Origin of the sequence: Pseudoalteromonas sp. APM04, assembly GCF_022809815.1 — a bacterium.
In the GTDB taxonomy this organism is placed as follows: Bacteria; Pseudomonadota; Gammaproteobacteria; order Enterobacterales; family Alteromonadaceae; genus Pseudoalteromonas; species Pseudoalteromonas marina.
In genome coordinates this window covers 1777493-1799523 of sequence record NZ_CP094441.1, presented here as the reverse complement: position 1 = coordinate 1799523, position 22031 = coordinate 1777493, and the positions used below count along the sequence as shown (strand labels likewise).

Below are 22031 nucleotides of genomic sequence, written 5' to 3'. Positions count from 1 at the left end.
ATATACTAAAACTGCTAAACACGTATTTGAAGGCATGAGGACGAATTTAATTAATACAAATGATCTATATCAAGTTAAATCCGCTTTTTGCTTAAAATTAATGAAGCTATTGACTAATTAATACCACTATTAAATTTTAAAAAATCAATTTGCTTAAGCGTAATGTTTGCCTTTAATTGCACTATAAATTGCATCGCAAAGCGTTTTAATACTGTTTTCGTCACTTATATACGGTGGCATAAGGTAAATTAGTTTACCGAAAGGGCGGATCCATACACCTTGTTTTACAAAAAAGGCCTGAATAGTCGCAACATCGATATTGCTAACCTCTTTATTAAGCTCTACAACACCTATCGCGCCGAGCACTCTTACATCAGCTACGTCTTTAAGCTCCGCACATTTGTGTAATTGCTGAAGTTGATTATTTATTTCTTTTACGCGTTGTTGCCAGTTTTGCTCAAGTAATAAGTCTATGCTGGCACATGCAGCTGCACATGCTAGCGGATTGCCCATAAAGGTAGGTCCGTGCATTAAAACTCCGGCTTCACCTTCACTAATGCCTGTGGCAATTTTATCGCTCGTAAGCGTTGCCGATAAAGTCATTGAGCCACCGGTAAGTGCTTTACCTATACATAAAATATCGGGTTGGATATTAGCGTGTTCAACCGCAAATAACTTACCCGTACGGCCAAAGCCTGTGGCTATTTCGTCGCAAATTAAAAGTACATTGTATTGATTGCATAATTGCCTTACGCAGGCTAAATAATCGGGATGATAAAAATTCATACCTCCCGCATTTTGTACTATGGGTTCAATAATAAAAGCAGCTACGTGTTGGTGGTTATTTTTAAAGTACTGTTCAAGTTCAAGCGCTTCACTTTGCTCAAAAGTGCTTGAAAACTTACTGGTAGGGGCTGGTACAAATACGTGCTCAGGTAGAAAACCCTTATATAGGCTATGCATAGAGTTAACAGGATCGCATACGCTCATTGCAGCAAACGTATCGCCATGATAACCCTTATAAGGAGTCATTAATTTTTGTTTTGTTTTAATACCTTGGCTTAACCAATATTGCAGAGCCATTTTAATAGCTACTTCAACACTTACTGAGCCACTGTCAGCTAAAAATACTTTAGTTAAGCTTGGGGGGGTGATATCTACAAGTTTTTTACACAGCTCAACTGCACTTGAATGTGTAATACCTCCAAACATAATGTGGCTCATGTTATTAATTTGATTAACCATTGCTTTGTTAATAGCAGGGTGGTTGTAACCATGAATAGCGCTCCACCACGAAGCCATGCCATCTATAAGTTGCTCGCCTGTTTCGAGATAAATTATATTGTGTTTAGCGTGGGTTACAGGGTAAACGGGAATAGGCTTTGTCATTGATGTGTATGGATGCCAAATGTGTTCACGATCAAAATTTAAATCAATTGAGTGTTTATTGTTCATATGTAAACTTTAACTGGATGGGCTTCGTTGACAATGGTACTTGAAGTTTTAGACTAATCCAACATCACCGATATGAAAAAAATAAAGAGAGAATTATGGAACTTGCACCTGTTCGCCACAATTGGACCCATAGCGAAGTTAAAGCATTATTTGAAATGCCGTTTAACGATTTACTTTTTAAGGCGGCGTCGGTTCACCGTGCTAACTTCAACCCAAATGAAGTGCAAATTTCTACCCTGTTATCAATTAAAACTGGGGCATGCCCAGAAGATTGCAAGTATTGCCCACAGTCAGGGCACTATAAAACCGACCTAGAGCGCGAGCGACTTATTGAAGTAGAAAAAGTAGTAGAGCAAGCGCGTTTAGCTAAACAAAAAGGCGCAACACGTTTTTGTATGGGCGCTGCGTGGTCAGATCCAAAAGACAGAGACATGCCTTACATTTCGAAAATGGTAAAAGAAGTAAAAGAGCTTGGCCTTGAAACCTGCATGACGCTGGGCAAACTCACAAACGAAAAAGCACACGAACTCAGCAGTGCAGGTTTAGATTACTACAACCATAATCTAGATACATCACCTGAATACTACGAGCAAATTATATCAACCCGTACCTTTGAAGATCGATTAAACACCATAGATCATGTACGCGATGCCGGTATGAAAGTATGTTCAGGCGGTATAGTCGGTATGGGCGAGCAAGCAGCCGATCGTTATGGGTTACTTATGCAATTGGCTAACTTGCCACAACAGCCAGAAAGTGTACCTATTAATATGCTAGTTAAAGTAAAAGGTACCCCACTTGAAAACGTTGACGATTTAGACCATTTTGAGTTTATACGCACTATTGCTACTGCACGAATAATGATGCCACACAGCTATGTACGTTTGTCGGCAGGGCGTAACGCCATGAACGAGCAAATGCAATCAATGTGTTTTTTTGCAGGTGCTAACTCTATATTTTATGGCGACAAGCTGCTTACCACCGAAAATCCAGAAGCGGATGCCGATATGAACCTAATTAAAAAGCTAGGAATGAACCCAGAAACGCGTGAAGATTATTCAGATGAAGCTGTAGCAGCGTCGCTTTCATCGCAAGTTGCAGATAAAGCAACGTCTGAATTATTTTACGAAGCCTAAGTAAGCGTTACTCATGCCATTTGAATTTATTAGCGCACACCTTAATGAACGGGCAGAGCAATTGCTTTTACGCAAACGCCACGTGGTACAAAGCGCCACAGCACGAACCATTATGGTAAATGATAAAACCTACCTAAATTTTGCCAGTAATGATTACTTGGGCTTTGGTGATTTAACTATTAAGAGCGAAAATATTAATACGTTAGGTAGCCATAGCTCTGCATTAGTAACAGGGTATCAATTACAGCAACAAGCGTTAGAGCAGTACTTATGCAATCAGTTAGGTTATCAAGCTGGGTTGCTTTTTAATTCTGGGTTTAGTGCTAATAGCAGTGTAATTAAAGCGTTGTTTCAGGATAAAGCAGCAGCGCAAAACAGCGCTATTTTTCAAGATAAGTTAAACCACGCTAGCTTAATAGATGGGGCACTTCATTCAAATGCAGCTTTAATACGGTTTAACCACAACGATTTAAATCATTTACGATCTCGGCTCGAAAAGTCAAAAGCACAAAATAAGTTAATTATTAGCGAAGGTGTTTTTTCGATGGATGGTGATACGGCCCCTATCAAAGACCTACTGCTCCTTGCAAAACAACACAATGCATGGCTGATGATAGACGACGCACATGGCTTTGGCGCGTTAGGTAATACAGGGCTGGGTAGTTGCGAAACATTTATTGGCGATATTTTACCCGATATTCTCGTCATCACATTTGGTAAAGCTGTTGCTAGTAGTGGCGCGTGTGTATTGGGTTCACACGCATTTATTGATTACATGCTGCAATATAACCGAGATTACACATACTCAACGGCTATGTCGCCATTATTGGCAGATAATACACTAGTGCGCTTAAAGCACATTAAAAAAGCTAACACGCAACGAGAAATGTTAAATAAAAACATTGCTACATTTAAGCACCTTGCACAACAGCACAACATAGCGGTAATGGAGTCCGATACGGCTATTCAACCTATTGTATTAGGGTGTGCAGAGCAAACATTAAAAGCGGCTAATAAACTCAAGCAACAAGGAATTTGGCTAACCGCTATTCGCCCACCTACGGTTGCTTACAATACTGCACGCTTAAGAGTGACGTTAACGGCAGCGCACACCCTTGATGATATTACTTATCTAGTTAAACATTTAGCAGAGGCACTATTATGATAGCCCATGCACTTGATAGTAAGCCGGTTACAAAGCCCGCAACAATGTGCCATTTAAAAAGGTTTAACCCAGCACTTAAAAAAGGAGCGCAAGTTAACTTTTCAAAAGCGGCGGGTGATTACAATACGCATGCACATGTTCAAAAAAAAGCAGCGGATGACTTGTTCAAATTAATAGCGCCTTCAGCATGTAATAAAAATAAGGTGTGTGTTGATTTAGGTGCAGGCCCACTTGTAAACACTCATCAGCTTAAAAGCCTTTACGGTAATGTGCTTTCCATGGATTTAAGTTTTAATATGCTCAATAGTTGTAATAAAGGCGATTACAAAGTATGCGCAGATATGGACAATTTACCATTACAATCAAACAGTGTAGATATTATTTTTAGTAACTTTGCGGTGCAATGGTCAGCTAACTTTAACGTGCTTTTAAAGTCACTTTATGAGGTATTAAAACCGGGCGGGCAAGCTTTTATTAGCACTGTAGTTGAAGGCTCACTAAACGAAATAAAAACAGCGTTTGCTGCGGTAGATAGCCACAGCCATATTAATACATTTAATTCGGTTGATTATATAAACCAATCGGTCCAAAGTTCTGGTTTTAATATTACAAACACTATAAGCACAATGTATACAGATAAATATCCGACACCGCTGCAAGCAATTCGCTCAATAAAAGCAATTGGCGCAACCACTCAGAATACAGGAAAAACACGCCCAGGGTTATTAACAAAATCGGCGCTTAAAACGGCCTGTGCAGCGTATCCGCTAATAAACCAAAAAGCGTGTGTTTCTTATCATGTAGTATTGTTATCATTAACTAAAGCGTAAACATCGTTTGTTACAAGGCAAAGCTATGAAAGAATTTTTTATTACTGGTACCGACACCGATGCGGGAAAAACACATGTAACAAGTTTATTGTTAAAACTGCTTGCACAACATAAAAAAAAGGCAATAGGCTATAAACCACTAGCTGCTGGGTCTGAAATGGCGTTCGACCAGCTTGTTAATGCTGATGCACTTATGCTAATGGAAAGTGCAACAGTAAGCGCAAAGTATGACGTGGTAAATCCCTTTACTTTTGCACCACCCATAGCCCCCCACATAGCTGCAGAGCAGGCGGGTGTAACTATTAATGTAAACAAACTTACTTCAGCCTATAAAACGGTAAAACAGCAAGGCGCTGACTACCTGCTTACAGAAGGTGCTGGTGGTTGGGCTTTGCCAATAAATAATACCGAGTATTTATACGATTGGGTAAAAGCTGAGAAACTACCGGTTATATTAGTGGTTGGTATGAAGTTGGGCTGCTTAAATCATGCACTTTTAACCGCAGCACACATACAAAGCTTAGGTATTAACTGTATAGGTTGGATAGCCAACCAGGTTGATGAACACATGGATGAATACCAAGCAAACCTTGATAGTTTAAAGGCACGCTTACCGTTTCCCATTCTTGCTATTAGCCCGTACAGCGAACAAACACCAAAATTACAAATCTATAAAACACTTCTTGAAAATTTATCAATAAATCCATAAATAGTACTTGCGCTGTGACATAGTTTGTCACAGAATAACACTATCGCAAATGACATAGTGTGTCATTGCGATAGTGTTGCTTACAGCCGATCAAATTTTAGTAAATCGCTCAGCAATGAATGTTATTTTTGGAGAACGCGAATGAAACGTGTATTTTTGTTTTTATTAACTAACCTCGCGGTTATGTTGGTATTAGGTGTGGTGCTTTCAATTATAATGAGCGCGCTAGGCTTAAGTCATCGTAGCCTAGGTGGTATATTACTTATTGCGGCCGTATTTGGTTTTGGTGGGTCGTTTATTTCACTTTATATGTCTAAATGGATTGCTAAAAAATCAACGGGTGCGCAGGTTATTACTCAACCAAGTAACCAAACCGAACAATGGCTTGTAAACACGGTGGCAGTACAAGCTAAAAAAGCTGGCATTGCAATGCCTGAAGTGGCAATTTACGACAGCCCTGAAATGAATGCCTTTGCAACAGGCCCAAGTAAAAACAATTCACTAGTTGCTGTAAGTACAGGCTTAATGCAAAGTATGACCCAAGATCAAGCCGAAGCAGTGCTTGCTCATGAGGTGTCACATATTGCTAGTGGCGATATGGTAACGCTTACGCTTATACAAGGTGTGGTAAATACCTTTGTTATATTTGCTGCAAAAGTGTTGGCAAATATTGTAGATAATTTTCTTAATGGCGATGAAGAAGAGGGCGGAATAAGCTGGACCTACATTTTGTTCGATATGTTATTCCAAGTCCTGTTTGGTGTGTTGGCAAGTATAGTTGTAGCGCATTACAGCAGACAGCGTGAATTTGCAGCCGACAGCGGTGCCGCTAAATTAGTTGGTGCAGATAAAATGCGTTCTGCCCTAGAAAGGTTAAAGCAAAACCATCCTTCACAATTGCAAGGTTCAATGATGGCATTTGGTATTGCTGGTGGTAAAAGCATGGCTGAGCTGTTTTCATCTCACCCACCACTTGAGTCACGAATAAGTGCACTGAGTAAGTAATTTTACTTTAAAATACAAAAGCCAGCGTAATAGCTGGCTTTTTAGTATGTGGTAACCGGTTTATCAAGAGTTGAGATTATTTACCAAAAATAATATCGGTTATGCCATCTGGTGAGAGTATTTCTATCCAGTAGCCATCAGGGTCTTTAATAAAAGCTAAGCCTTTCATTGAACCATCGTCTGGCTTTTTTACAAATTCTACATCGTATTTTGCAAAGCGCTCACTCGCTGCGTAAACATCGGGTACACTAATACCAATATGGCCAAACCCTTTTGGCTCGTCATTACCGCTGTGGTAGCCTGTAAAACTATCGTCGTTTTCAGTGCCCCAGTTATGAGTGAGCTCTATAAGAGCAGGGCGACCAAATACCCATTTTGCTTTTGTCTTATCATCACCTTCGGGCTGTGTTGGCTCGTAGCCTAAAAAGTACAGCGTAAACTTCATTTCAGGAAAGTCATACTTACCTAATAGCTTCATACCTAATACATTTTGATAAAATGCCAGCGACGGTTTTGGATCTTTTATACGTAACATAGTTTGCTGCATTACATAGCCTTCAGTGGCCTGTGCAATTTGCTCTGGAGATTCGTCATACTGAGACATGCGGTGATCCTTAATGAAATGAATGAAAAATTTAAATAAATTTATAAAAGCAGACTTTGCATCATCATAATCAACAGCAGCAAAAATTAAAACCACCTAGCTAAATTAACAGCCAGTGAGTTAAGTGTTTTATACACATCAATTGATATATTCATAAGTAATGCGTATTTGCACAGTTAATTTTTTTACCCTATAAAATTATTAATAGCCTTTTTGGTGTATTTTAACAATAGTCATTTTTATCTTACATAATCACTTGTTTACATTGAGGTTTTTTGGTGCGATTATTAAGAAAATACATGCGGCGTTTGGGGAGGTATAAACCCCAAAGTGGCGTTCTTTAGGTTGAAATAATCCAAAGCAAAATACGTAAAATAATTAGTTTAGGTTCCAACGTCACTAATTATAGCCAAGAACTTTCCTCCTCTTAGGTGAAGCGTTTTGTGAATAATGCTTACAATGGAGTGTATATGAATACTTTAAAATTAATTCCAGTCTTTCTCTTCTTTACTTCAGCAGCTGTTTTAGCGAATACCAAAACCTTTTATGCCGACGTACAAGTCACTGATATGGATCCAACTAGTGACTTTATTTGGGAGCGTGAGAATAAAAACACTCCAAAATACCCAGTTGAACTTGCTCGATCAGGGATAAGGGGCTGTGCTGTCTTATCTTTCAATATCTCAGACTCTGGGAAAACTGAAAATGTTGAGGTTATCAACTCTTTCCCTAAAAAGCATATTGGTAAATATTCACGTAAAATGCTAAAAAAATGGAAGTGGGTTCCTTCAGCAACAGTCGCAGAAACAACCTCAGAAAAAAGAACATTGAGGTTAGATTTTTGTATGGGTGGAGAATCTACACAGCAGCTGAAATGGTTTGTAAGCAACAAGCAAAATTAGCATGTGGCTAATTAAATACAAGGCGCTCATACAGATAATAACAGTTGACTACCCCTCGGACTTCGCTGTTTTAAGTTAACAATCTTATTGCCGTTTAGAGAAGCATTAGTGAAATATGGGGTTGTCGATGAAGACCTTAGTATTACTGCTTATTTTTACTTCATTAGTTACGTATCTGAGCATTAAAATACTTTTTGAAGGATGCGACAAAGAAAGTAGTTATAGAGATGATGTTACTACACATTGTGAGAATTACTTATTTGGGTTTCTAGATTCAGCTAGATTATCTTTACTGGCAAATAATAATGACTTCTCGTTGCCATAAAGTACAAAAGATTTACTGAGTAAATAAAGCAAGCTTCATAACGAGGAAATAAATGAAACACAGTTTTTCGAATGTATTTGAAACAGACTCTGTACTAAAGACTCTCGTATTATGTGTCCTAACTTTAGGAGCGTATTTGATTTATAAGCTGTATCGTTTTACAAGTAGAATAAATCAACATACTCACCTAAAAATATCATGCTTATTTATCACTACAGCAATCATTTTGTTTGTTATTTCTTTAAGTAGCTTAATTTACAGTTTAGTTAACTATCATGACCTTAGTATCTTAAAAAGCACAATTGGCGTTCATGTAATATCGAGTGCTTTCGATATCACTTGGATTGTCATGGTTCGTAAACGTATTAATTTAATAGCAGGCACCCATAAAGGTGACAATCTTTGGTTAAATCCTTTTATGACATCAATTTTCCATGTTATTTATATGCAATATAAAATTAACCAAGGTTTAGCTAATAAAATAATATAACAAGAAAGGACGGCCCATTTTGGCTGATAATTACCAAGGTCCCATGAAGATAGTTATACTTTTTATTTTTCTTTTTTCCCCTCTTGTTTTTGCAGATGATTGCTCTTTTGAACACCTACGCAATGACTTTATTACTGAAAGTGCAGAGATTGATGCAAAACAAAGTTTTGAGGCTAAAGGTGTGTCTTTTATCGCCGTTGCTAATGGTTTAGGTCCTGCTCGCCCTGGGTTTGAACATATTCAAATGACAGCATGTATTATATTGAAAACTAGATGGGATGTTTTGTGGGTTGGTGCAGACAGCGGTAATTGTTCTGCACAAATTGAGCTGGAAAAACACGCCATTGCTTATTCACGTATTTTTAACGAGGAAATGCTGGAACTCGCTAAGCATAGTAAAAACTATAATTGTGCTAATGATTTGCAAAATTTACTTAATTAGAACGAGTACGACTTTTTATATTCTATTAGACACGCACTCTTCAAAACAATTACAGGAAAGCAAATCACGTCATTCTGTTTACAATAAATGTAAGCCAGCCAAAAAAGAGCAAATAAGTCATTTGCTTTAAGCCAAATATTAATATTAACTAATAAATAGTTACAAATTAAAGTTGGTTTTATTACCGTAAGTCATTTAGTTTATTGATTAAAGTTTTATGTAAAAAGGATTTTTATGAGTAATTTATCAATGAGAGAAAAAGTAGTGTTCACGTTGTGTGTTAGTTTTGCTTTTTTATTATTAATTAGCGGTATTTACGATTTTTGGATTATCGAATTTAAAGCACAAGATTTATTAATGAGTATTGGGGCATGTTTAATGCTGCTTAGTTTAGCGTTAATGCCGAAAATATTTTTCTTACCTTTTGCTGATATTTTTAAATCAAAAGAAACACCAACTATAGGTATTCCCAAAGTACAGCAATGGATTATGTTCTCAGGTGTATTGCTATGCGCATTTGGTTTTGCATTGAGGTTGTTTTTTTAATAAATGTGAAACCTAAACTTACTGTATAAGTTAAAGGCTTAGTGATTATACAAAGTTTACTGCTAGATATAATAGTATGTGTTTTAGCTTAAGAGCCTGATTAACACTCGTTAATTACTAAATAGAGGGTTTAGCTATAAACATATTACATGTAGATGGCGCGGCTGGTTTTAGCGTAGGTGTATTGTTATTTGCTTTATTAGAGTGGGTTTCGGTTTTATATAACCTACCAGTAAATATTGTAATTTTACTTGCCAGTGCCAATGTTATCTATGGGATTTACGCTTTAACCCTTGCTTTTTTAGTCACTAAGCCTGTTTACACAATCACTGTATTGGCAATAGCTAACGCGGTATGTATATGCATTTTTATTGCTTTATATTATGTACAAACAGCAAGTTTAATTGGCGTTGTGTTTATTATATTAGAAGCTGTGTTTGTGTGTTTGTGTGTTTGTGTGTATTTTGGCATATTACGAATTCAAATTTAGGTTTGTATTAACAAACGCACAATTATAAGCATTGAATAGGAATGAAATGGATTTTCCAATATTAAACACCCCACGCATTGTGCTTGACCAAGTAACAGCAGCAGATTCTATTGCCCTGTTTGAGCTTTTTTCAAACCAGTCGGTTATAAAATATTACGATTTAGAAGCTATGACTGATTTAACCCAAGCGAGCAATTTAATCACGTTATTTAATGATCGTTTTAATGAAAATTTAGGAATACGCTGGGCTATTAGGTTAAAAAAATCTAATAAACTGATTGGTACTTGTGGGTTTAACTAATGGAACGCCAAAATGCAAAGTACTGTTATTGGTTATGATTTACACCCCGATTATTGGGGGAAAGGGTATGTAACAGACGCAGTAAATTGTATTGTAAAAACAGCTTTTGAAGGTAAATTACCGTGTAGCATACACCGAATACAAGCCGATACTGTTTTAGGTAATGCCGCGTCTGAGGCGGTATTATTAAAAGTAGGTTTTAAAGAAGAGGGTATAAGGCGCCAAAGTGGCTATTGGAAAAACCAATTTCATGATCTTAAATGCTTTGGGTTGTTAAAAACAGAGTACATGTAAATGTTTAGGGACCTAATAAAAGCTTAGTAAGGAACACATATTAAGATTTTTTTAAAGCTATTGTTATTACTGCTTATTGTATATTAAGAAGTTAGAGACTTTGTTCGTGCTCAAAAACGAGTAGCCTTTTAAAATACAGACAGCCTACAAGCTAATTTATTTTTAAGTTAAATTTAAAGGAATACAAAGGAAATTTTTATGAAAGACATTAAACGTATTTGGTTTTGGTTTACGCTAGTTGTGTGCCCATTATTAATAATTTTAGGTGTAGCGACTTTTGCACAATTATTAGGGGAGTATTTGTATTCGCCTCAATATAGCCTTTCTTCGTTATCTAGCTTTCAAATTGTGTTTATGGCTGGTGGAATTTGTGCATTTTCTATATTTTTAACCACAATAAAAGAAGCCAAAATACGCTTTTTTACAACATGAGTTCGTTAACATTAGAAATTGCGGATGTTAAGCAGACCCGGCAAAGTTAATTTGGTTTAATCCTCTTTTAATTACTTGGATTAAACGCCACTTATCATTGAGGTTATTATGTTTAAAATAATAATTGGATGTGCTGTTATATTTTCATTCGTTTGCATGTTACTCGCCGTTGCACCATTTACGCCTGCGATTTTAGGTTCATTTTTTATGTTGTTGTTTGCAGGGGCTATAGGGTACAAAGGCTACCTTCAATCAAGTTTAATATTGCTACTAATTAATACGCTGGCAGTTATTGGCAGCCCAGCTATAAACATTGGTAACAAAAATACATTACTGTTTTTACCGATTTTATTTTTAATATCATTTGGTGGTGCTTTTTTGGGGGTAAGAAAGTTAACTTGTAAACACGTTTTATAAATCGAGTTTTGCCAACGATAATAGTTAAACTATAAAATGAGGTAACTCTTATTTTCCTGTTTGAAGAGTTTTTAAATAATAAATTTTCGCAAATAAAGACTCAAGAGGAAGTTCGCGCAAATATATAGCCTTACACGTTCTTACTTCCTCTAAAAGCAAAGTGTTTTTTTGCTCTATGTGAATAGAGCTTTTTATTAAACTAAGTAAAGCGCTTCAAAAATTTAAAGCGCTTCAAAAATGGCTGCTATGCCTTGTCCGCCGCCAATACACATAGTAACTAGCCCATATTTACCGTCAATGCGTTTTAGTTCGTATAAGCATTTTGTTGATAAAATTGCACCCGTTGCACCAACGGGGTGACCTAGCGCTATGGCGCCGCCATTCGGGTTCACCTTATGTGCAGGAAAGTTTAACTCGTTTGCTACGCATAAGGCTTGCGCTGCAAAAGCCTCATTAGACTCAATTATATCAATGTCGTCGATTGTTAAGCCCGTTTTTTCAAATACTTGCTGTACAGCGGGAATAGGTCCAGTTCCCATTAATGAGGGTTCAACACCAGCACGAGAATAGCCAATAAGTCGTCCAATAGGTTGAAGCCCTTGTTCGTGGGCTTTTTGTTCAGACATAAGTACAAGCATTGCTGCGCCATCGTTTATACCTGAAGATGAAGCCGCTGTTACTGTGCCATTTTCTTTAAAGTAGGGCTTAAGTGTGGCAAGTTTGTCAGTTGATGTGTCTGCACGAACATGTTCATCTGTATCAAATATTTGGCTCCCTTTACGCGATTTAATTTCGATTGGCACTATTTGAGACTTAAAAAGACCTTTTTCAATTGCTTTAGCTGCTTTATTGTGACTTTGCGCTGCATAATTGTCTTGTTCTTCGCGGCTGATTTTATATTTTTCTGCGACATTTTCTGCGGTGATCCCCATAGGATTGTTATCCCACGGATCTTGTAATGTTGTTGTGAGCTCGTCTAACATTACGCTGTTGCCCATTTTTTGTCCCCAGCGGTTACTTTGAAGTGTATAAGCCGATGTGCTCATACTTTCTGAACCACCAGCAAGGGCTGCGTCCACATCACCCAATTGAATTTGTTGTGCTGCTTGTATTATTGCCTCTAGACCCGAGCCACATAAGCGATTAAGTGTAACTGCATGGCTGCTGATAGGTAGCCCGGCATTTAAACCGATAACACGAGATAGGTAGGCATCTTTTGGGCCATTATGTATTACCTTACCAATTACGGATGAACCTATTTGGTTTAAGGGAATATGTGCTCTTTTAATGGCTTCTTTTGCGCAAAGTGTACCAAGCTCTGCAGGGGTAAAGTTTTTAAGGGTTCCGCCAAAACTGCCAATTGCTGTTCTTACGGCACTTAATACAACAACACCGGTATTAGATTTTGTCATTTTTTCTCTTTATTATTAATCTATTAGCGAAGTAGGGTATGCTAAATAATTAAATTTAGCTTGTATTGGCACTTTAGCATACTAATGAGGTGGGTAAAAAAGCAAAGTTATAAATAATAAATAGTGCTACCAATTTAAAGCCTACAGAAATATAGCTTTGTTTACGTGCAATTTTTATTTAATAGATTCAAGGTCTCTTTTACAGGCGATTTAAATAAACATGAGGGCTGGTATATTTTGTTTTTTAGTCAATTGGATAAATAGGTTTAGAGATAAACAATTTGGAATACGTTGGGCGAGTGGGTTAAAGGTAAAACATCGGCCTATATAAAATATTAGCCGATGTTTATAACCTATAAAATATATACCTTGCTTGTAAGGTATTAGGCCTTAGTCTGCTTTGCGGTAAAGGCTTATTAAGCATATTGATAAAAGTAATGTTGCAACCATACCAGAAGCGCCAGCAACGCCTGATGGTAGAAATCCATCACGGCCAAAAATAATTAATAAAGCATTGGCAAGTATTGCAACACCGCCTGCAAGGGCTGTAAGGCTACCAATGGCTTTGCCACCTTTAGCAATAAAAGATAGGCCAAATACAAGGGCTGCTAAGCCTAATAATAATTTAGCTGCATAGTAAATCATGAATGATAAAGACACTACACCACCAATTAATGGTTGTGCGCCTTCTACTGCGCCCGCTACTTTTCCAAATGTTGAAAATAAAGTTAGGCCAATACTTACTTGTATTATGTTAAGAACAGCGCTAAATGTGATTGCCGACCAGCCTAGTTGAGAATTTTTTGCTTGCAGCATAGCTGCACCTGCAAATGCAACAAGTACTGTGAACAGCACCGCTTCTAGACCCCATGCGTACTGCCTTGAAAAGCTAATTCCGCCACTGTAAAGCGCTGTAAAAATAGCCTGTGTTATCGCTAACGCCAACAATAAAGATGCTGCAATTAGGGTGGTGCGTTTATTCGTAAATTCCATTAAGGACCTCTTATAATTTATATTTGACGCTTTAAATGATGCAAAAGCTTTCGAACTTGCAGGTATAAGACAGGTGAAACTATTTAATTATTTCGTTTAAAATTATAAAAATATTTTGTATCAAATAATGGCAACTAATTTAGCAATGTTATAACTAGTTAAAGTTAGTAACATTGCAAACTGCCTTAATACTAAACTAACTAGATAAAAGCCTAAAATGAGACCAGTCACTCAAGGCCGATATAGTTTGCGCTGTAGGTGGGGCCACATAGATTAAACATGTAATAGCTATAATCGAAGCCAATGTAATTAATTTATTATCAAATTCAGCCACTTTTAGAGCCGATCCAAATGACCGTTTTATTTCCACATTACTTAAATCTACGCTGTAAATTTCATCGAGCAATAAATGAATGAAGCCGCCGAGTAAAATAAACCCACCTGTTAACCAGGCAAAAGTTGCCGAATAAAGGGTTGATTGGTCATTCAATTGCCATGTTACTTGTGTTGTTAACAACGCGCAAAGCAGTATAAATAATAAAGAGTGGCAACTGCCTCTATGTACTGTGATCCATTCAAAAATGGGCCTGACAATATATTTCATAAATCCATACACTAACAAAGGCACTACAATTAACTCGACAAAACTAATTTGAATAGTTAGCTCCGTGGTAATGTAATGCATTACTATTAATACAGTACTTAGCGCAAATAAGTTAAAAATAGTATCGAGTGATGTGGAGTTATCAGAGTCTATGTCTGGTAATAAGCCGCCAATGGAGCCTAAAAACCACAACCAAAGTGCGCCGTTTAAATCAATGTGATCTGCAGATAATAATGTGGCTGAGCTTAAGCCGGTGATGATAACAGCAGTATTTAGATGAGTATTGAAGTTTGCCATTGTATATCTTGATAGGAAAATGGGTTTGCATTTTAGCAATTGAAAACTTAATTGTTCAATATACTTAAGAGGATCTTATTTTTTTAACTCGTCATAAAAGGCAACATTTCCGCGGCCTGTTTCTTTTACCTGGTAGAGCATTTGATCTGCGTTGAACATTAATTCAAGTAGTTCATTGCCATCATTAGGAGCCACTGCAATACCTATGCTTGCTCCTACTGTGCATTTTTTAGTTTGAGATATACTAATGTCCTGCTGTAGCTCATCGATCAGAGCTATGGCTTGGTTCTGTGTTGCGGTTTTATCGTAAGTATTAATTTGCTGCGCAATAATGAATTCGTCGCCGCCTAGGCGGATACATATGTCAGTATTGTTATTAAATCGCTTTTTAAAGCGGTTTGCTATCTCTATTAATACTTTATCACCGGCTTCGTGACCATAGGTATCATTAATGGGTTTAAATTTGTCTAAATCAATCATCATAAGCACAAGATGTTGGCCCTGTTTAGCGCATTCACGCAGTGCTTTTTTTAGGCGCTTTTCGCCGGCACGGCGATTAAATAGGTCAGTGAGTGGATCGTGATCGGCTTCAAATTGGGTTTGAAATTCACGTTCTGCTCGTTCGGTCACGTCATGTAAAATCACTTCTACTAATTGTTCTTGCTGGGGACTTCGGTTGTTTTGTCTTTGGTCTGTTAACCTTACAAATAAGCAATGAAACCAAACCGTTTTGTAGCCTATTTTACACTCAACATCTAATGTTGTTTGAGGTGGATTTATATCACTGCGAATATCTAACAGTAGACTTTGTAATTCTTCAACGTTATTTAATAATTCAGGGAAGTGCAAGGTTGATAACTTTTCTTCACCAGGTAGGGTAAAGTAATGCTTAAATGCAGGGTTAAAGGTAGTGATAGTATTTTTATCATCCAGTAAACAAATGCCAGCACTGGCTTGTTCAAATATAAGTCTAAATTTTGCTTCCAGTTCTTGTGTTGTTTTTCGTAGGGTTTGTTCATTGCTAATAGTTAAATGCAACTCATGCATTAAAGCATTTATATTTTGTGTTAATCGACTTATTTCATCTCGTTTACCCTGCTTAAAGCTTAACATTTTAAGGGTTTCTGGTTTAGATGGATTAATTTTAGCAAAGCTATCAGTAAGGTTTTGAATAGGTTTCGTAAGCCACCTTTGTACAACAAGCGACACAAAAAAAGCAATGACGATAGATTGTATTAGCATTAATATGAATTCTTTTTTTAGTGCGGCTTGTGCTTGTTGCTGTATAAATTTATCGTCGGGGTATATTGATAAAGCGCCTATAAAAGTGTCATCTAGAAAAGGGTGAACAAGCTTAACTAATACTGCTTCTTTTTGTTTATTAATAGTTCCATTTGCAATAAATAATTCCATTTCTCCTTTTGTGTTTGATTTACCCTCTATGCTTGCGCCTTGCACAATATCGTTACTTAGCAAGCCATTAATTATTTCTTGGCTTAATTCCTGATCGTTTAGGTAAGCAGCTATAGTCGCTGCTTTTTCAACGGTATGGGCTAACTGCTGGACCAGTAGATAGTTGGTGTTTTTCTTTTCTTTAAGGTCTGAGTAATACGACAGCATTGCCGACACTATTGATACAACAATAGCAACTAAGGCAATAGATAAAGCGACTCGTAAGTAGAGTTTTTGGCTAATAATTTTAATCAAACGTGTATACCACTTTTACTGTATCTGTAACGTGCGACAAGGGGATATAGCCAATTGCATATTGCGATGATGCAATTGTTTTTAATGCATCTTCCAAAGAGGCTGATGGTGTGGGGGGCTTTCCTCTGCCCGAAAATAATAACCTGGCCCAATACGCATTTATTTGCTGCTCATCTTTATTAACCAATTTTAAGTAAAAATCGTTTTTGAATGCTGATTTCGCGGGCAGATCGAGTGGCTTTGATATTTCACCATCAGGGAAAGTTGAATATCGGCCCATATAAATATCTATTACTTCTCGTTTCGATAAGGCATTAATAGTATTATTTTTGTTTACCACTACAACAAATTCAGTAGACTCGGCATACATGCTAACAACTAGCAGAAACATGGAAAGTATTAAATTAAAGCCAAGGTTACGAGCGATTATCATAACTAAAAAACCATGCTAGCATTTAAGCTGAGTACATGTACTTTGTGACCTTTATCGACATCTGCAGGATTACTTAAGCTCCATAATCCCGCACCAACTGGTTTTATATCAAAGCGATCTAGTTGAGCTTTTAGAGCTAACCGTTCTGATAGTTGCCATTTAACACCTACGTTTATCGAATGCTGATGTACATAGGGAATCTTAATTGAAGCTTGAGCAGCTAGAGCCAGTTGTTGTATTGGTTTTGTTATTTGTTCGGGTGTACCTGGTGAAAAAACAGGGTCAATAACTTTAATTACATTGTGGCGGTTTTTTGCTGCAGAAAAGCTAGTGTAAAATATTGCATTGTTTACTCGGTAACCTGCGCTAATGTAACTGTTGAGTACTGATGGTGCAATTATCCAATCTGACTCTGAAATACCCATTTCAGATTGAATAAGCCAATTATCATAATCGTAAGTAAGCCCAAATGCAGCGTACTTTATACTATTTCCCTTGGTATTAAATTTGTTCGATATTGTTTGTGCTTGTGGCCATATACTTTGCGGTACTGAATCTAGTGAAGATATAAACTCATCCAATGCAGTTAGTTTGTAATCGCCAAAAGCGGACCTTGATAACGAAAAGCGCATTGTCCATGCATCTAAAGAGTATGTTGCACTGAGGGTTGTTAAGTTATCAAAATCAATAAAAAAATCGTCATTATAAGCGTGTATTTTTGCTGTAGAGCCACCATAAGCGAGTTTTAAGCGTAAGAAGCCATCGTTAATGGCTTTACTGTATTCAACGTCTATTCCATCAAAATTACCTGCAATGTTTGCAAACGAGTAATACGAATGAGGCGGGCGCACCCACAAGTAAGCGTATCCAACGTAAGGGTACTCAGAGAGTAAGTAAAGGTCGCTGTTTAACCTACCTGCGCGGATGGCCCAGTTACGTGATGGTCGGTAACGTACAAATGCAAGTTCTAAAAAATTATCAAAGCTTTTGAATGCATGATCTTGTATCACTATTTGAACTACAGAATCCCAGTTATTTGACAAAGATATATTTGCCTGGCCACCTAAAATTGAATCACGCGTAGCTGAAAAACCAGACTTGTTTACATTTGAATAATTAGATGCAAAGCCAATATCTGAGTCGTCAGTGTAACTAAGGGCAAAAGATGCAAATCCGCTAAATTGAACATCAATGTCATTTGCATAGCTTTTATCAGTTGCAGATATTGCCATTAATACGGTGATAATGAAGCCTATGATCCGCATGTTATCCGGTATTTATTTAATTAAACATAATAAAAAGATAGCACAATATCTTAAATTACCAACTCGCCAGAATGCTAGGGTTGACGGACTGTGATCACGCTTTTAGTGCCATATTATTTTACACGCTCAGCTGCTTGAAATATTGATTAAAAATACAATGTTATATTGTTGCAATTAAGAGTTGTTATAGTATAACATCCTTCGCATTGAATTTTTCTTTAATAGAGTGTGAATGTGACAACACCTACTGCAATTAATCAAACATCACAAATAGAACCTCAACGAGCTGAAAATACCAGCAATTCTTTATTAAATAGTACTCATAAAAATAAAGGTGAAGCCATTATTGAAGTGGACTCGCTAAGTTTTAGTATTAAAAATAACGCCATTTTAAAAAACTTAAATTTTACTGTGGGCTCAGGCGAAATTTATGCACTACTTGGCGGTAACGGTGCGGGTAAATCAACCACCTTAAAAACGTTACTAGGTTTTAATAAACCAACGCAAGGCTCAGTAAAAGTAGCGGGTAAAGAGGTGAGCAAAGCACTTGATTTTGTTCGCGGCAAAACGGCGTACTTACCTGAGTCTGCAACGTTATACCCGCATTTAACAGCACGCGAAAACGTAGAATATTTTTTGTCACTTGCTGATATTAATAAAACAGACGAGCAGATTAATGCCGCGTTTAACCGTGTAGCCTTGCAAAAAGGTGCATGGGAGCGTCCTATGCAAACGTATTCTAAAGGCATGAGGCAAAAAACCGCGATTGCACTGGCTATTTTACGTGAAACCCCGATATTTTTACTTGATGAACCTACCTCGGGCCTTGACCCTGTTGCCATAGATGAGTTTAACCAGTTAGTTCGCGAGCTTGCATTAACGGGTGCTACTATTTTAATGGTTACGCATGATGTATACGGAGCCTGCCAAGTAGCTAACCGTATAGGGTTACTAAGAGCGGGCGAGCTGGTGGGCGAATTTGACGCGCCAGAAAACGGCCGTATTGACACCGAACAAGTGCACGCAGCCTTTGCGCAAAGAGGCGTGTAATGAGTATAAATAACTTTTCAAAGGTGGTTATAGTTGCCAAAGATGAATGGCGCTATTGGCTTCGCTCAAAACTAGCAATGACCGTTTTAGCCATTGGCTTACTGCTTACGCTTTCATCGGTTGTGGTGACCGCAATGACTATGCTTGAACTAAGCCATGATCGCCATGAACTTCAATCAAATGCCGAGCAAAGTTTTATTGAGCAGCCCGATCGTCACCCACACAGAATGGTGCACTATGGGCACTATGCCTTTAGAACGCCTTCACCACTGAGCACCCTCGACCCAGGTATTGACGCATACACAGGTAACTCAATATTTTTAGAAGGGCATAGGCAAAATAGTGCAATGTTTGCCGAACAACGCCAAGGTACAGCGCTTACTAAATTAGGTAGCTTAACGCCTGCTTTTATAGTGCAAACATTAGCGCCGTTACTGCTTATATTAATTGGCTACAGCTCTATTAGTCGTGAGCGTGAATCGCAAACGCTGTCGTACTTATTAGCGCAAGGCACGTCGGGTATTACGCTTATTGCCGGTAAAGGCCTAGCACTGCTTTCGGTAGTGGGCTTAGTTATTGCGCCACTAGCGGTATCGGCTTTGTTTACGGTATCTGCGGGTGAAAGCTTATTAGCAGTTGCCAGTTTTGTTGTAGGTTACACTTTATATTTAACTGTGTGGGTATTACTGATTTTACTCGCATCGAGCGTGTTTAGTAAAAACAGTGGTAGTTTTACGGCGCTTGCGTTTGTATGGATTTTACTGTGTATTGTTATGCCGCGCGTAGCAAGTACTAAGGCCTCAACGGCTGTGCCATCTGCCGGTAAAATAGAAACCGATTTTGCTGTTAAAGCCGAGCTTAGAAAACTAGGCGATGGCCATAACACGAACGACCCTGCATTTAAGCAATTTAAACAATCACTCCTTAAAAAGTACAACGTAAATAGCATTGGTGAGCTGCCGGTAAACTTTAGAGGTTTAGTAGCCAGTGAATCAGAGGCTAAACAAGCCAACGTACTAAACCAATTTGCTGAGCAACGTATGCAAAGTGAACTTAAGCAAACGCAGGTATCGCGTTATTTTGGTTGGGTATCCCCTATGGTGGCTATTCGCACGCTTTCTATGATTGTGGTGGGTACAAGTATTGAAACGCATCATCGCTTTTTACGCGAAACTGAGCAACTTCGCTTTGATTTTGTGCAAGGGCTTAACAAAATTCATATTGAAGAGCTTGATTACAAAGATGATATGAACCGCAATGCTGATGCCGCAGCCACTAAAAAAGCACGTGTAAGCACAGAGAACTGGCAAATACTACAAGACTTTAATTTTAATGTAGACAGTGCAGATGTTCGAGCACAAAGAAGTGTACCTGCGTTTTTACAGTTATTACTGTGGATTGTATTACTTGTGGGCGGTATTAAATGATCTTCACCCGATAAAGTGGACACCGTCCACGTTTCAATTAACTGCCGATTCAAACTCGGCAGGTGATTTATATCCTAAACTCGAATGCAATCGCTGTCTATTGTAAAAGTAATTTAGGTAAACCTTTAATTTTGATAATAGTTTACCGCTACTCTCAAATTTATTTCCTCGAATTAAGTCTGCTTTAAGCGAATGAAAGAACGACTCGACTTCTGCGTTGTCAGTACAACACCCAGGCCTATTCATACTGGCTTTGATGTTTTTGCTAGCCAAATACTTTTGTACAACGTGAGCACGGTATTCTGCACCTCGGTCAGTGTGAAATAATACACTTTCTGTTGGCTGTCGTTTTTTTATCGCAAGCCTTAGCGCCTTTAACGTAAGCTCCGTTGTTTTGTTTTTACCAAACGCCCAGCCGATTACTCGACGTGAATATAAGTCGATAACCACTGCAAGGTAATGCCAACGAGCCCCGACTTTTAAATACGTAATATCGCCAGACCACTGTTGGTTGATTGCTGTGGCCTTTTCACTATCTTTGCGTTTATTTTCTATCTCTTTATAAAAGAACTTAACCTTCGCCGGTTTACTGTAAGTCTTAAGCGCCCTAGCTCTTAAACCGTTTTCTCGCATTAAGCGGGCAACACGTTTTTGGCTTGTGTTTACACCTTCTTTTTTTAGCGCATGAAATACGCGTGGGCTACCATAGGTTTGATGATTGACATTGAAGACGTGTTTTATCTTCAGCAACAAATTAGCATCTGACAGCGCTCTAGCTGACACTGTACGCTCACGCCAAGCATAGAACCCACTACGCGACACATTAAGCCAAGAACACAAGTATTTGACGCCTAAGGCTTGTCCGAACTTTTGGATGAATCCAAATCGTTCTGATGTACTTCCGCCAGATACCGTTGCCACTTTTTTAGCAGGTCATTCTCCTGCTTGAGACGCTCATTTTCTTTCTTAAGCTTTTGAATGTTATCCAGCTCTTTTTTTGTTGGGAGTTTACTCATTGTTTTGTTGTTGCTTTGATGGCGCGGCGTGTTTTTAAACTTACCTTCTCGATACTCTTTTCGCCAACGACTAAGCATTAACGGATGAATATCCAGCGCCTCGGCAACGTCCTTTGACATGACATCGTCTCGTAAGCTTAGTTCGACTGCTTTGATTTTGAAATTAACGGGGTAAAACCAAGTCTTTCTAGGTTGGGTATATCTAGGCATGTTAGCCTCCTCAAAGTGATGAGGAGGTGTCCACTAAAACGGGTGAGGAGCAAAATTTGTAGGAAAACGTTTGT

At 38.0% G+C, this 22031-nt stretch carries 23 protein-coding genes and 1 pseudogene; 15 read left to right on the top strand and 9 right to left on the bottom strand.

The features are described from left to right. Nucleotides 1-153: 153 nt before the first annotated feature. A complete protein-coding gene (gene bioA, locus MTP24_RS08435) occupies nucleotides 154-1455 on the bottom strand; it encodes an adenosylmethionine--8-amino-7-oxononanoate transaminase (protein ID WP_243530538.1) in 1302 nt (433 codons plus the stop codon). A gap of 95 nt (nucleotides 1456-1550) precedes the next feature. Here bioA and bioB point away from each other — a divergent pair, with 95 nt between their 5' ends. The 5 genes from bioB to htpX all read left to right on the top strand — a co-directional run bounded on the left by bioB (nucleotide 1551) and on the right by htpX (nucleotide 6300). Further along, the gene (bioB, locus tag MTP24_RS08430; protein ID WP_006793000.1) at nucleotides 1551-2591 is read left to right on the top strand and encodes a biotin synthase BioB; all 1041 of its coding nucleotides are present in this window, start codon (nucleotides 1551-1553) and stop codon (nucleotides 2589-2591) included. Nucleotides 2592-2604: 13 nt separating this feature from the next. Further along, on the top strand, nucleotides 2605-3756 hold the full coding sequence (locus MTP24_RS08425) for an 8-amino-7-oxononanoate synthase (protein WP_243530535.1): 1152 nt from the start codon (nucleotides 2605-2607) through the stop codon (nucleotides 3754-3756). After that, nucleotides 3753-4586: a methyltransferase domain-containing protein gene (locus MTP24_RS08420; protein WP_243530531.1), complete on the top strand. Its 834-nt coding sequence runs from the start codon at nucleotides 3753-3755 to the stop codon at nucleotides 4584-4586. Before MTP24_RS08425 ends, MTP24_RS08420 begins: the two co-directional genes overlap by 4 nt. A 25-nt stretch (nucleotides 4587-4611) precedes the next feature. Further along, a complete protein-coding gene (gene bioD, locus MTP24_RS08415) occupies nucleotides 4612-5295 on the top strand; it encodes a dethiobiotin synthase (RefSeq protein WP_243530529.1) in 684 nt (227 codons plus the stop codon). Between the two features lie 141 nt (nucleotides 5296-5436). Continuing rightward, nucleotides 5437-6300 carry a protease HtpX gene (htpX, locus tag MTP24_RS08410; RefSeq protein ID WP_243530526.1) on the top strand — a complete coding sequence of 288 codons (864 nt, stop codon included), beginning with the start codon at nucleotides 5437-5439 and terminating at the stop codon, nucleotides 6298-6300. 76 nt (nucleotides 6301-6376) lie between these two features. On the opposite strand, the gene gloA is transcribed toward htpX, so the two are convergent. Beyond that, on the bottom strand, nucleotides 6377-6904 hold the full coding sequence (gene gloA, locus MTP24_RS08405) for a lactoylglutathione lyase (protein WP_008131158.1): 528 nt from the start codon (nucleotides 6902-6904) through the stop codon (nucleotides 6377-6379). 470 nt (nucleotides 6905-7374) lie between these two features. Here gloA and MTP24_RS08400 point away from each other — a divergent pair, with 470 nt between their 5' ends. From MTP24_RS08400 to MTP24_RS08365, 8 genes and pseudogenes are all read left to right on the top strand, one after another. Continuing rightward, nucleotides 7375-7806 carry an energy transducer TonB gene (locus MTP24_RS08400; RefSeq protein WP_243530523.1) on the top strand — a complete coding sequence of 144 codons (432 nt, stop codon included), beginning with the start codon at nucleotides 7375-7377 and terminating at the stop codon, nucleotides 7804-7806. A 377-nt stretch (nucleotides 7807-8183) separates the two neighbouring features. Beyond that, the gene (locus tag MTP24_RS08395) at nucleotides 8184-8621 is read left to right on the top strand and encodes a hypothetical protein (RefSeq protein WP_243530519.1); all 438 of its coding nucleotides are present in this window, start codon (nucleotides 8184-8186) and stop codon (nucleotides 8619-8621) included. Between the two features lie 19 nt (nucleotides 8622-8640). Next, entirely contained in the window at nucleotides 8641-9063 is a 423-nt protein-coding gene (locus MTP24_RS08390) for a hypothetical protein (RefSeq protein WP_243530516.1), read from the top strand. A gap of 234 nt (nucleotides 9064-9297) precedes the next feature. Next, nucleotides 9298-9609: a hypothetical protein gene (locus MTP24_RS08385; RefSeq protein WP_243530514.1), complete on the top strand. Its 312-nt coding sequence runs from the start codon at nucleotides 9298-9300 to the stop codon at nucleotides 9607-9609. Between the two features lie 184 nt (nucleotides 9610-9793). Beyond that, nucleotides 9794-10099: a hypothetical protein gene (locus tag MTP24_RS08380; RefSeq protein WP_243530511.1), complete on the top strand. Its 306-nt coding sequence runs from the start codon at nucleotides 9794-9796 to the stop codon at nucleotides 10097-10099. Nucleotides 10100-10145: 46 nt separating this feature from the next. Beyond that, nucleotides 10146-10694 (top strand): annotated as a pseudogene (locus MTP24_RS08375) (GNAT family protein). A gap of 198 nt (nucleotides 10695-10892) precedes the next feature. Beyond that, a complete protein-coding gene (locus MTP24_RS08370) occupies nucleotides 10893-11126 on the top strand; it encodes a hypothetical protein (RefSeq protein ID WP_243530508.1) in 234 nt (77 codons plus the stop codon). Nucleotides 11127-11234: 108 nt separating this feature from the next. Continuing rightward, nucleotides 11235-11543 (top strand): DUF6419 family natural product biosynthesis protein, encoded by a 309-nt coding sequence (locus MTP24_RS08365; RefSeq protein ID WP_243530506.1) that lies wholly within the window; start codon nucleotides 11235-11237, stop codon nucleotides 11541-11543. Between the two features lie 221 nt (nucleotides 11544-11764). On the opposite strand, the gene bktB is transcribed toward MTP24_RS08365, so the two are convergent. The 6 genes from bktB to MTP24_RS08335 form a co-directional block, all read right to left on the bottom strand. After that, nucleotides 11765-12955 carry a beta-ketothiolase BktB gene (gene bktB, locus MTP24_RS08360; RefSeq protein ID WP_243530505.1) on the bottom strand — a complete coding sequence of 397 codons (1191 nt, stop codon included), beginning with the start codon at nucleotides 12953-12955 and terminating at the stop codon, nucleotides 11765-11767. A 390-nt stretch (nucleotides 12956-13345) separates the two neighbouring features. Beyond that, nucleotides 13346-13948 carry a thiamine biosynthesis protein ThiC gene (locus tag MTP24_RS08355; protein ID WP_154944491.1) on the bottom strand — a complete coding sequence of 201 codons (603 nt, stop codon included), beginning with the start codon at nucleotides 13946-13948 and terminating at the stop codon, nucleotides 13346-13348. A 196-nt stretch (nucleotides 13949-14144) separates the two neighbouring features. Next, nucleotides 14145-14849, bottom strand: a complete 705-nt coding sequence (locus MTP24_RS08350; RefSeq protein WP_243530503.1) for a metal-dependent hydrolase — start codon at nucleotides 14847-14849, stop codon at nucleotides 14145-14147. 75 nt (nucleotides 14850-14924) lie between these two features. Beyond that, nucleotides 14925-16556 carry a sensor domain-containing diguanylate cyclase gene (locus tag MTP24_RS08345; protein ID WP_243530501.1) on the bottom strand — a complete coding sequence of 544 codons (1632 nt, stop codon included), beginning with the start codon at nucleotides 16554-16556 and terminating at the stop codon, nucleotides 14925-14927. After that, nucleotides 16549-16989 carry a hypothetical protein gene (locus MTP24_RS08340; RefSeq protein ID WP_243530499.1) on the bottom strand — a complete coding sequence of 147 codons (441 nt, stop codon included), beginning with the start codon at nucleotides 16987-16989 and terminating at the stop codon, nucleotides 16549-16551. The genes MTP24_RS08345 and MTP24_RS08340 overlap by 8 nt, the downstream gene beginning before the upstream one ends. 2 nt (nucleotides 16990-16991) lie before the next feature. Further along, complete coding sequence (locus MTP24_RS08335; protein ID WP_243530497.1) at nucleotides 16992-18254, bottom strand: hypothetical protein; 1263 nt, start codon at nucleotides 18252-18254, stop codon at nucleotides 16992-16994. Nucleotides 18255-18488: 234 nt separating this feature from the next. Here MTP24_RS08335 and MTP24_RS08330 point away from each other — a divergent pair, with 234 nt between their 5' ends. Both MTP24_RS08330 and MTP24_RS08325 read left to right on the top strand, forming a co-directional pair. Beyond that, nucleotides 18489-19304 (top strand): ATP-binding cassette domain-containing protein, encoded by an 816-nt coding sequence (locus tag MTP24_RS08330; protein WP_243530495.1) that lies wholly within the window; start codon nucleotides 18489-18491, stop codon nucleotides 19302-19304. Continuing rightward, a complete protein-coding gene (locus tag MTP24_RS08325) occupies nucleotides 19304-20731 on the top strand; it encodes a DUF3526 domain-containing protein (protein ID WP_243530493.1) in 1428 nt (475 codons plus the stop codon). The genes MTP24_RS08330 and MTP24_RS08325 overlap by 1 nt, the downstream gene beginning before the upstream one ends. 33 nt (nucleotides 20732-20764) lie before the next feature. On the opposite strand, the gene MTP24_RS08320 is transcribed toward MTP24_RS08325, so the two are convergent. Then, a protein-coding gene (locus tag MTP24_RS08320; RefSeq protein WP_086007403.1) for an IS3 family transposase occupies nucleotides 20765-21957 on the bottom strand; the annotation gives its coding sequence in 2 pieces (ribosomal slippage) (nucleotides 20765-21649 and nucleotides 21652-21957; 1191 coding nt in all). Between the last annotated feature and the right edge of the window lie 74 nt (nucleotides 21958-22031).

Bases quoted from the DNA above. Each gene is read 5' to 3' on its own strand.
- bioA (WP_243530538.1), bottom strand. From the start codon at position 1,455: ATGAACAATAAACACTCAATTGATTTAAATTTTGATCGTGAACACATT.
- bioB (WP_006793000.1), top strand. From the start codon at position 1,551: ATGGAACTTGCACCTGTTCGCCACAATTGGACCCATAGCGAAGTTAAA.
- MTP24_RS08425 (WP_243530535.1), top strand. From the start codon at position 2,605: ATGCCATTTGAATTTATTAGCGCACACCTTAATGAACGGGCAGAGCAA.
- MTP24_RS08420 (WP_243530531.1), top strand. From the start codon at position 3,753: ATGATAGCCCATGCACTTGATAGTAAGCCGGTTACAAAGCCCGCAACA.
- bioD (WP_243530529.1), top strand. From the start codon at position 4,612: ATGAAAGAATTTTTTATTACTGGTACCGACACCGATGCGGGAAAAACA.
- htpX (WP_243530526.1), top strand. From the start codon at position 5,437: ATGAAACGTGTATTTTTGTTTTTATTAACTAACCTCGCGGTTATGTTG.
- gloA (WP_008131158.1), bottom strand. From the start codon at position 6,904: ATGTCTCAGTATGACGAATCTCCAGAGCAAATTGCACAGGCCACTGAA.
- MTP24_RS08400 (WP_243530523.1), top strand. From the start codon at position 7,375: ATGAATACTTTAAAATTAATTCCAGTCTTTCTCTTCTTTACTTCAGCA.
- MTP24_RS08395 (WP_243530519.1), top strand. From the start codon at position 8,184: ATGAAACACAGTTTTTCGAATGTATTTGAAACAGACTCTGTACTAAAG.
- MTP24_RS08385 (WP_243530514.1), top strand. From the start codon at position 9,298: ATGAGTAATTTATCAATGAGAGAAAAAGTAGTGTTCACGTTGTGTGTT.
- MTP24_RS08370 (WP_243530508.1), top strand. From the start codon at position 10,893: ATGAAAGACATTAAACGTATTTGGTTTTGGTTTACGCTAGTTGTGTGC.
- MTP24_RS08365 (WP_243530506.1), top strand. From the start codon at position 11,235: ATGTTTAAAATAATAATTGGATGTGCTGTTATATTTTCATTCGTTTGC.
- bktB (WP_243530505.1), bottom strand. From the start codon at position 12,955: ATGACAAAATCTAATACCGGTGTTGTTGTATTAAGTGCCGTAAGAACA.
- MTP24_RS08355 (WP_154944491.1), bottom strand. From the start codon at position 13,948: ATGGAATTTACGAATAAACGCACCACCCTAATTGCAGCATCTTTATTG.
- MTP24_RS08350 (WP_243530503.1), bottom strand. From the start codon at position 14,849: ATGGCAAACTTCAATACTCATCTAAATACTGCTGTTATCATCACCGGC.
- MTP24_RS08340 (WP_243530499.1), bottom strand. From the start codon at position 16,989: ATGATAATCGCTCGTAACCTTGGCTTTAATTTAATACTTTCCATGTTT.
- MTP24_RS08335 (WP_243530497.1), bottom strand. From the start codon at position 18,254: ATGCGGATCATAGGCTTCATTATCACCGTATTAATGGCAATATCTGCA.
- MTP24_RS08325 (WP_243530493.1), top strand. From the start codon at position 19,304: ATGAGTATAAATAACTTTTCAAAGGTGGTTATAGTTGCCAAAGATGAA.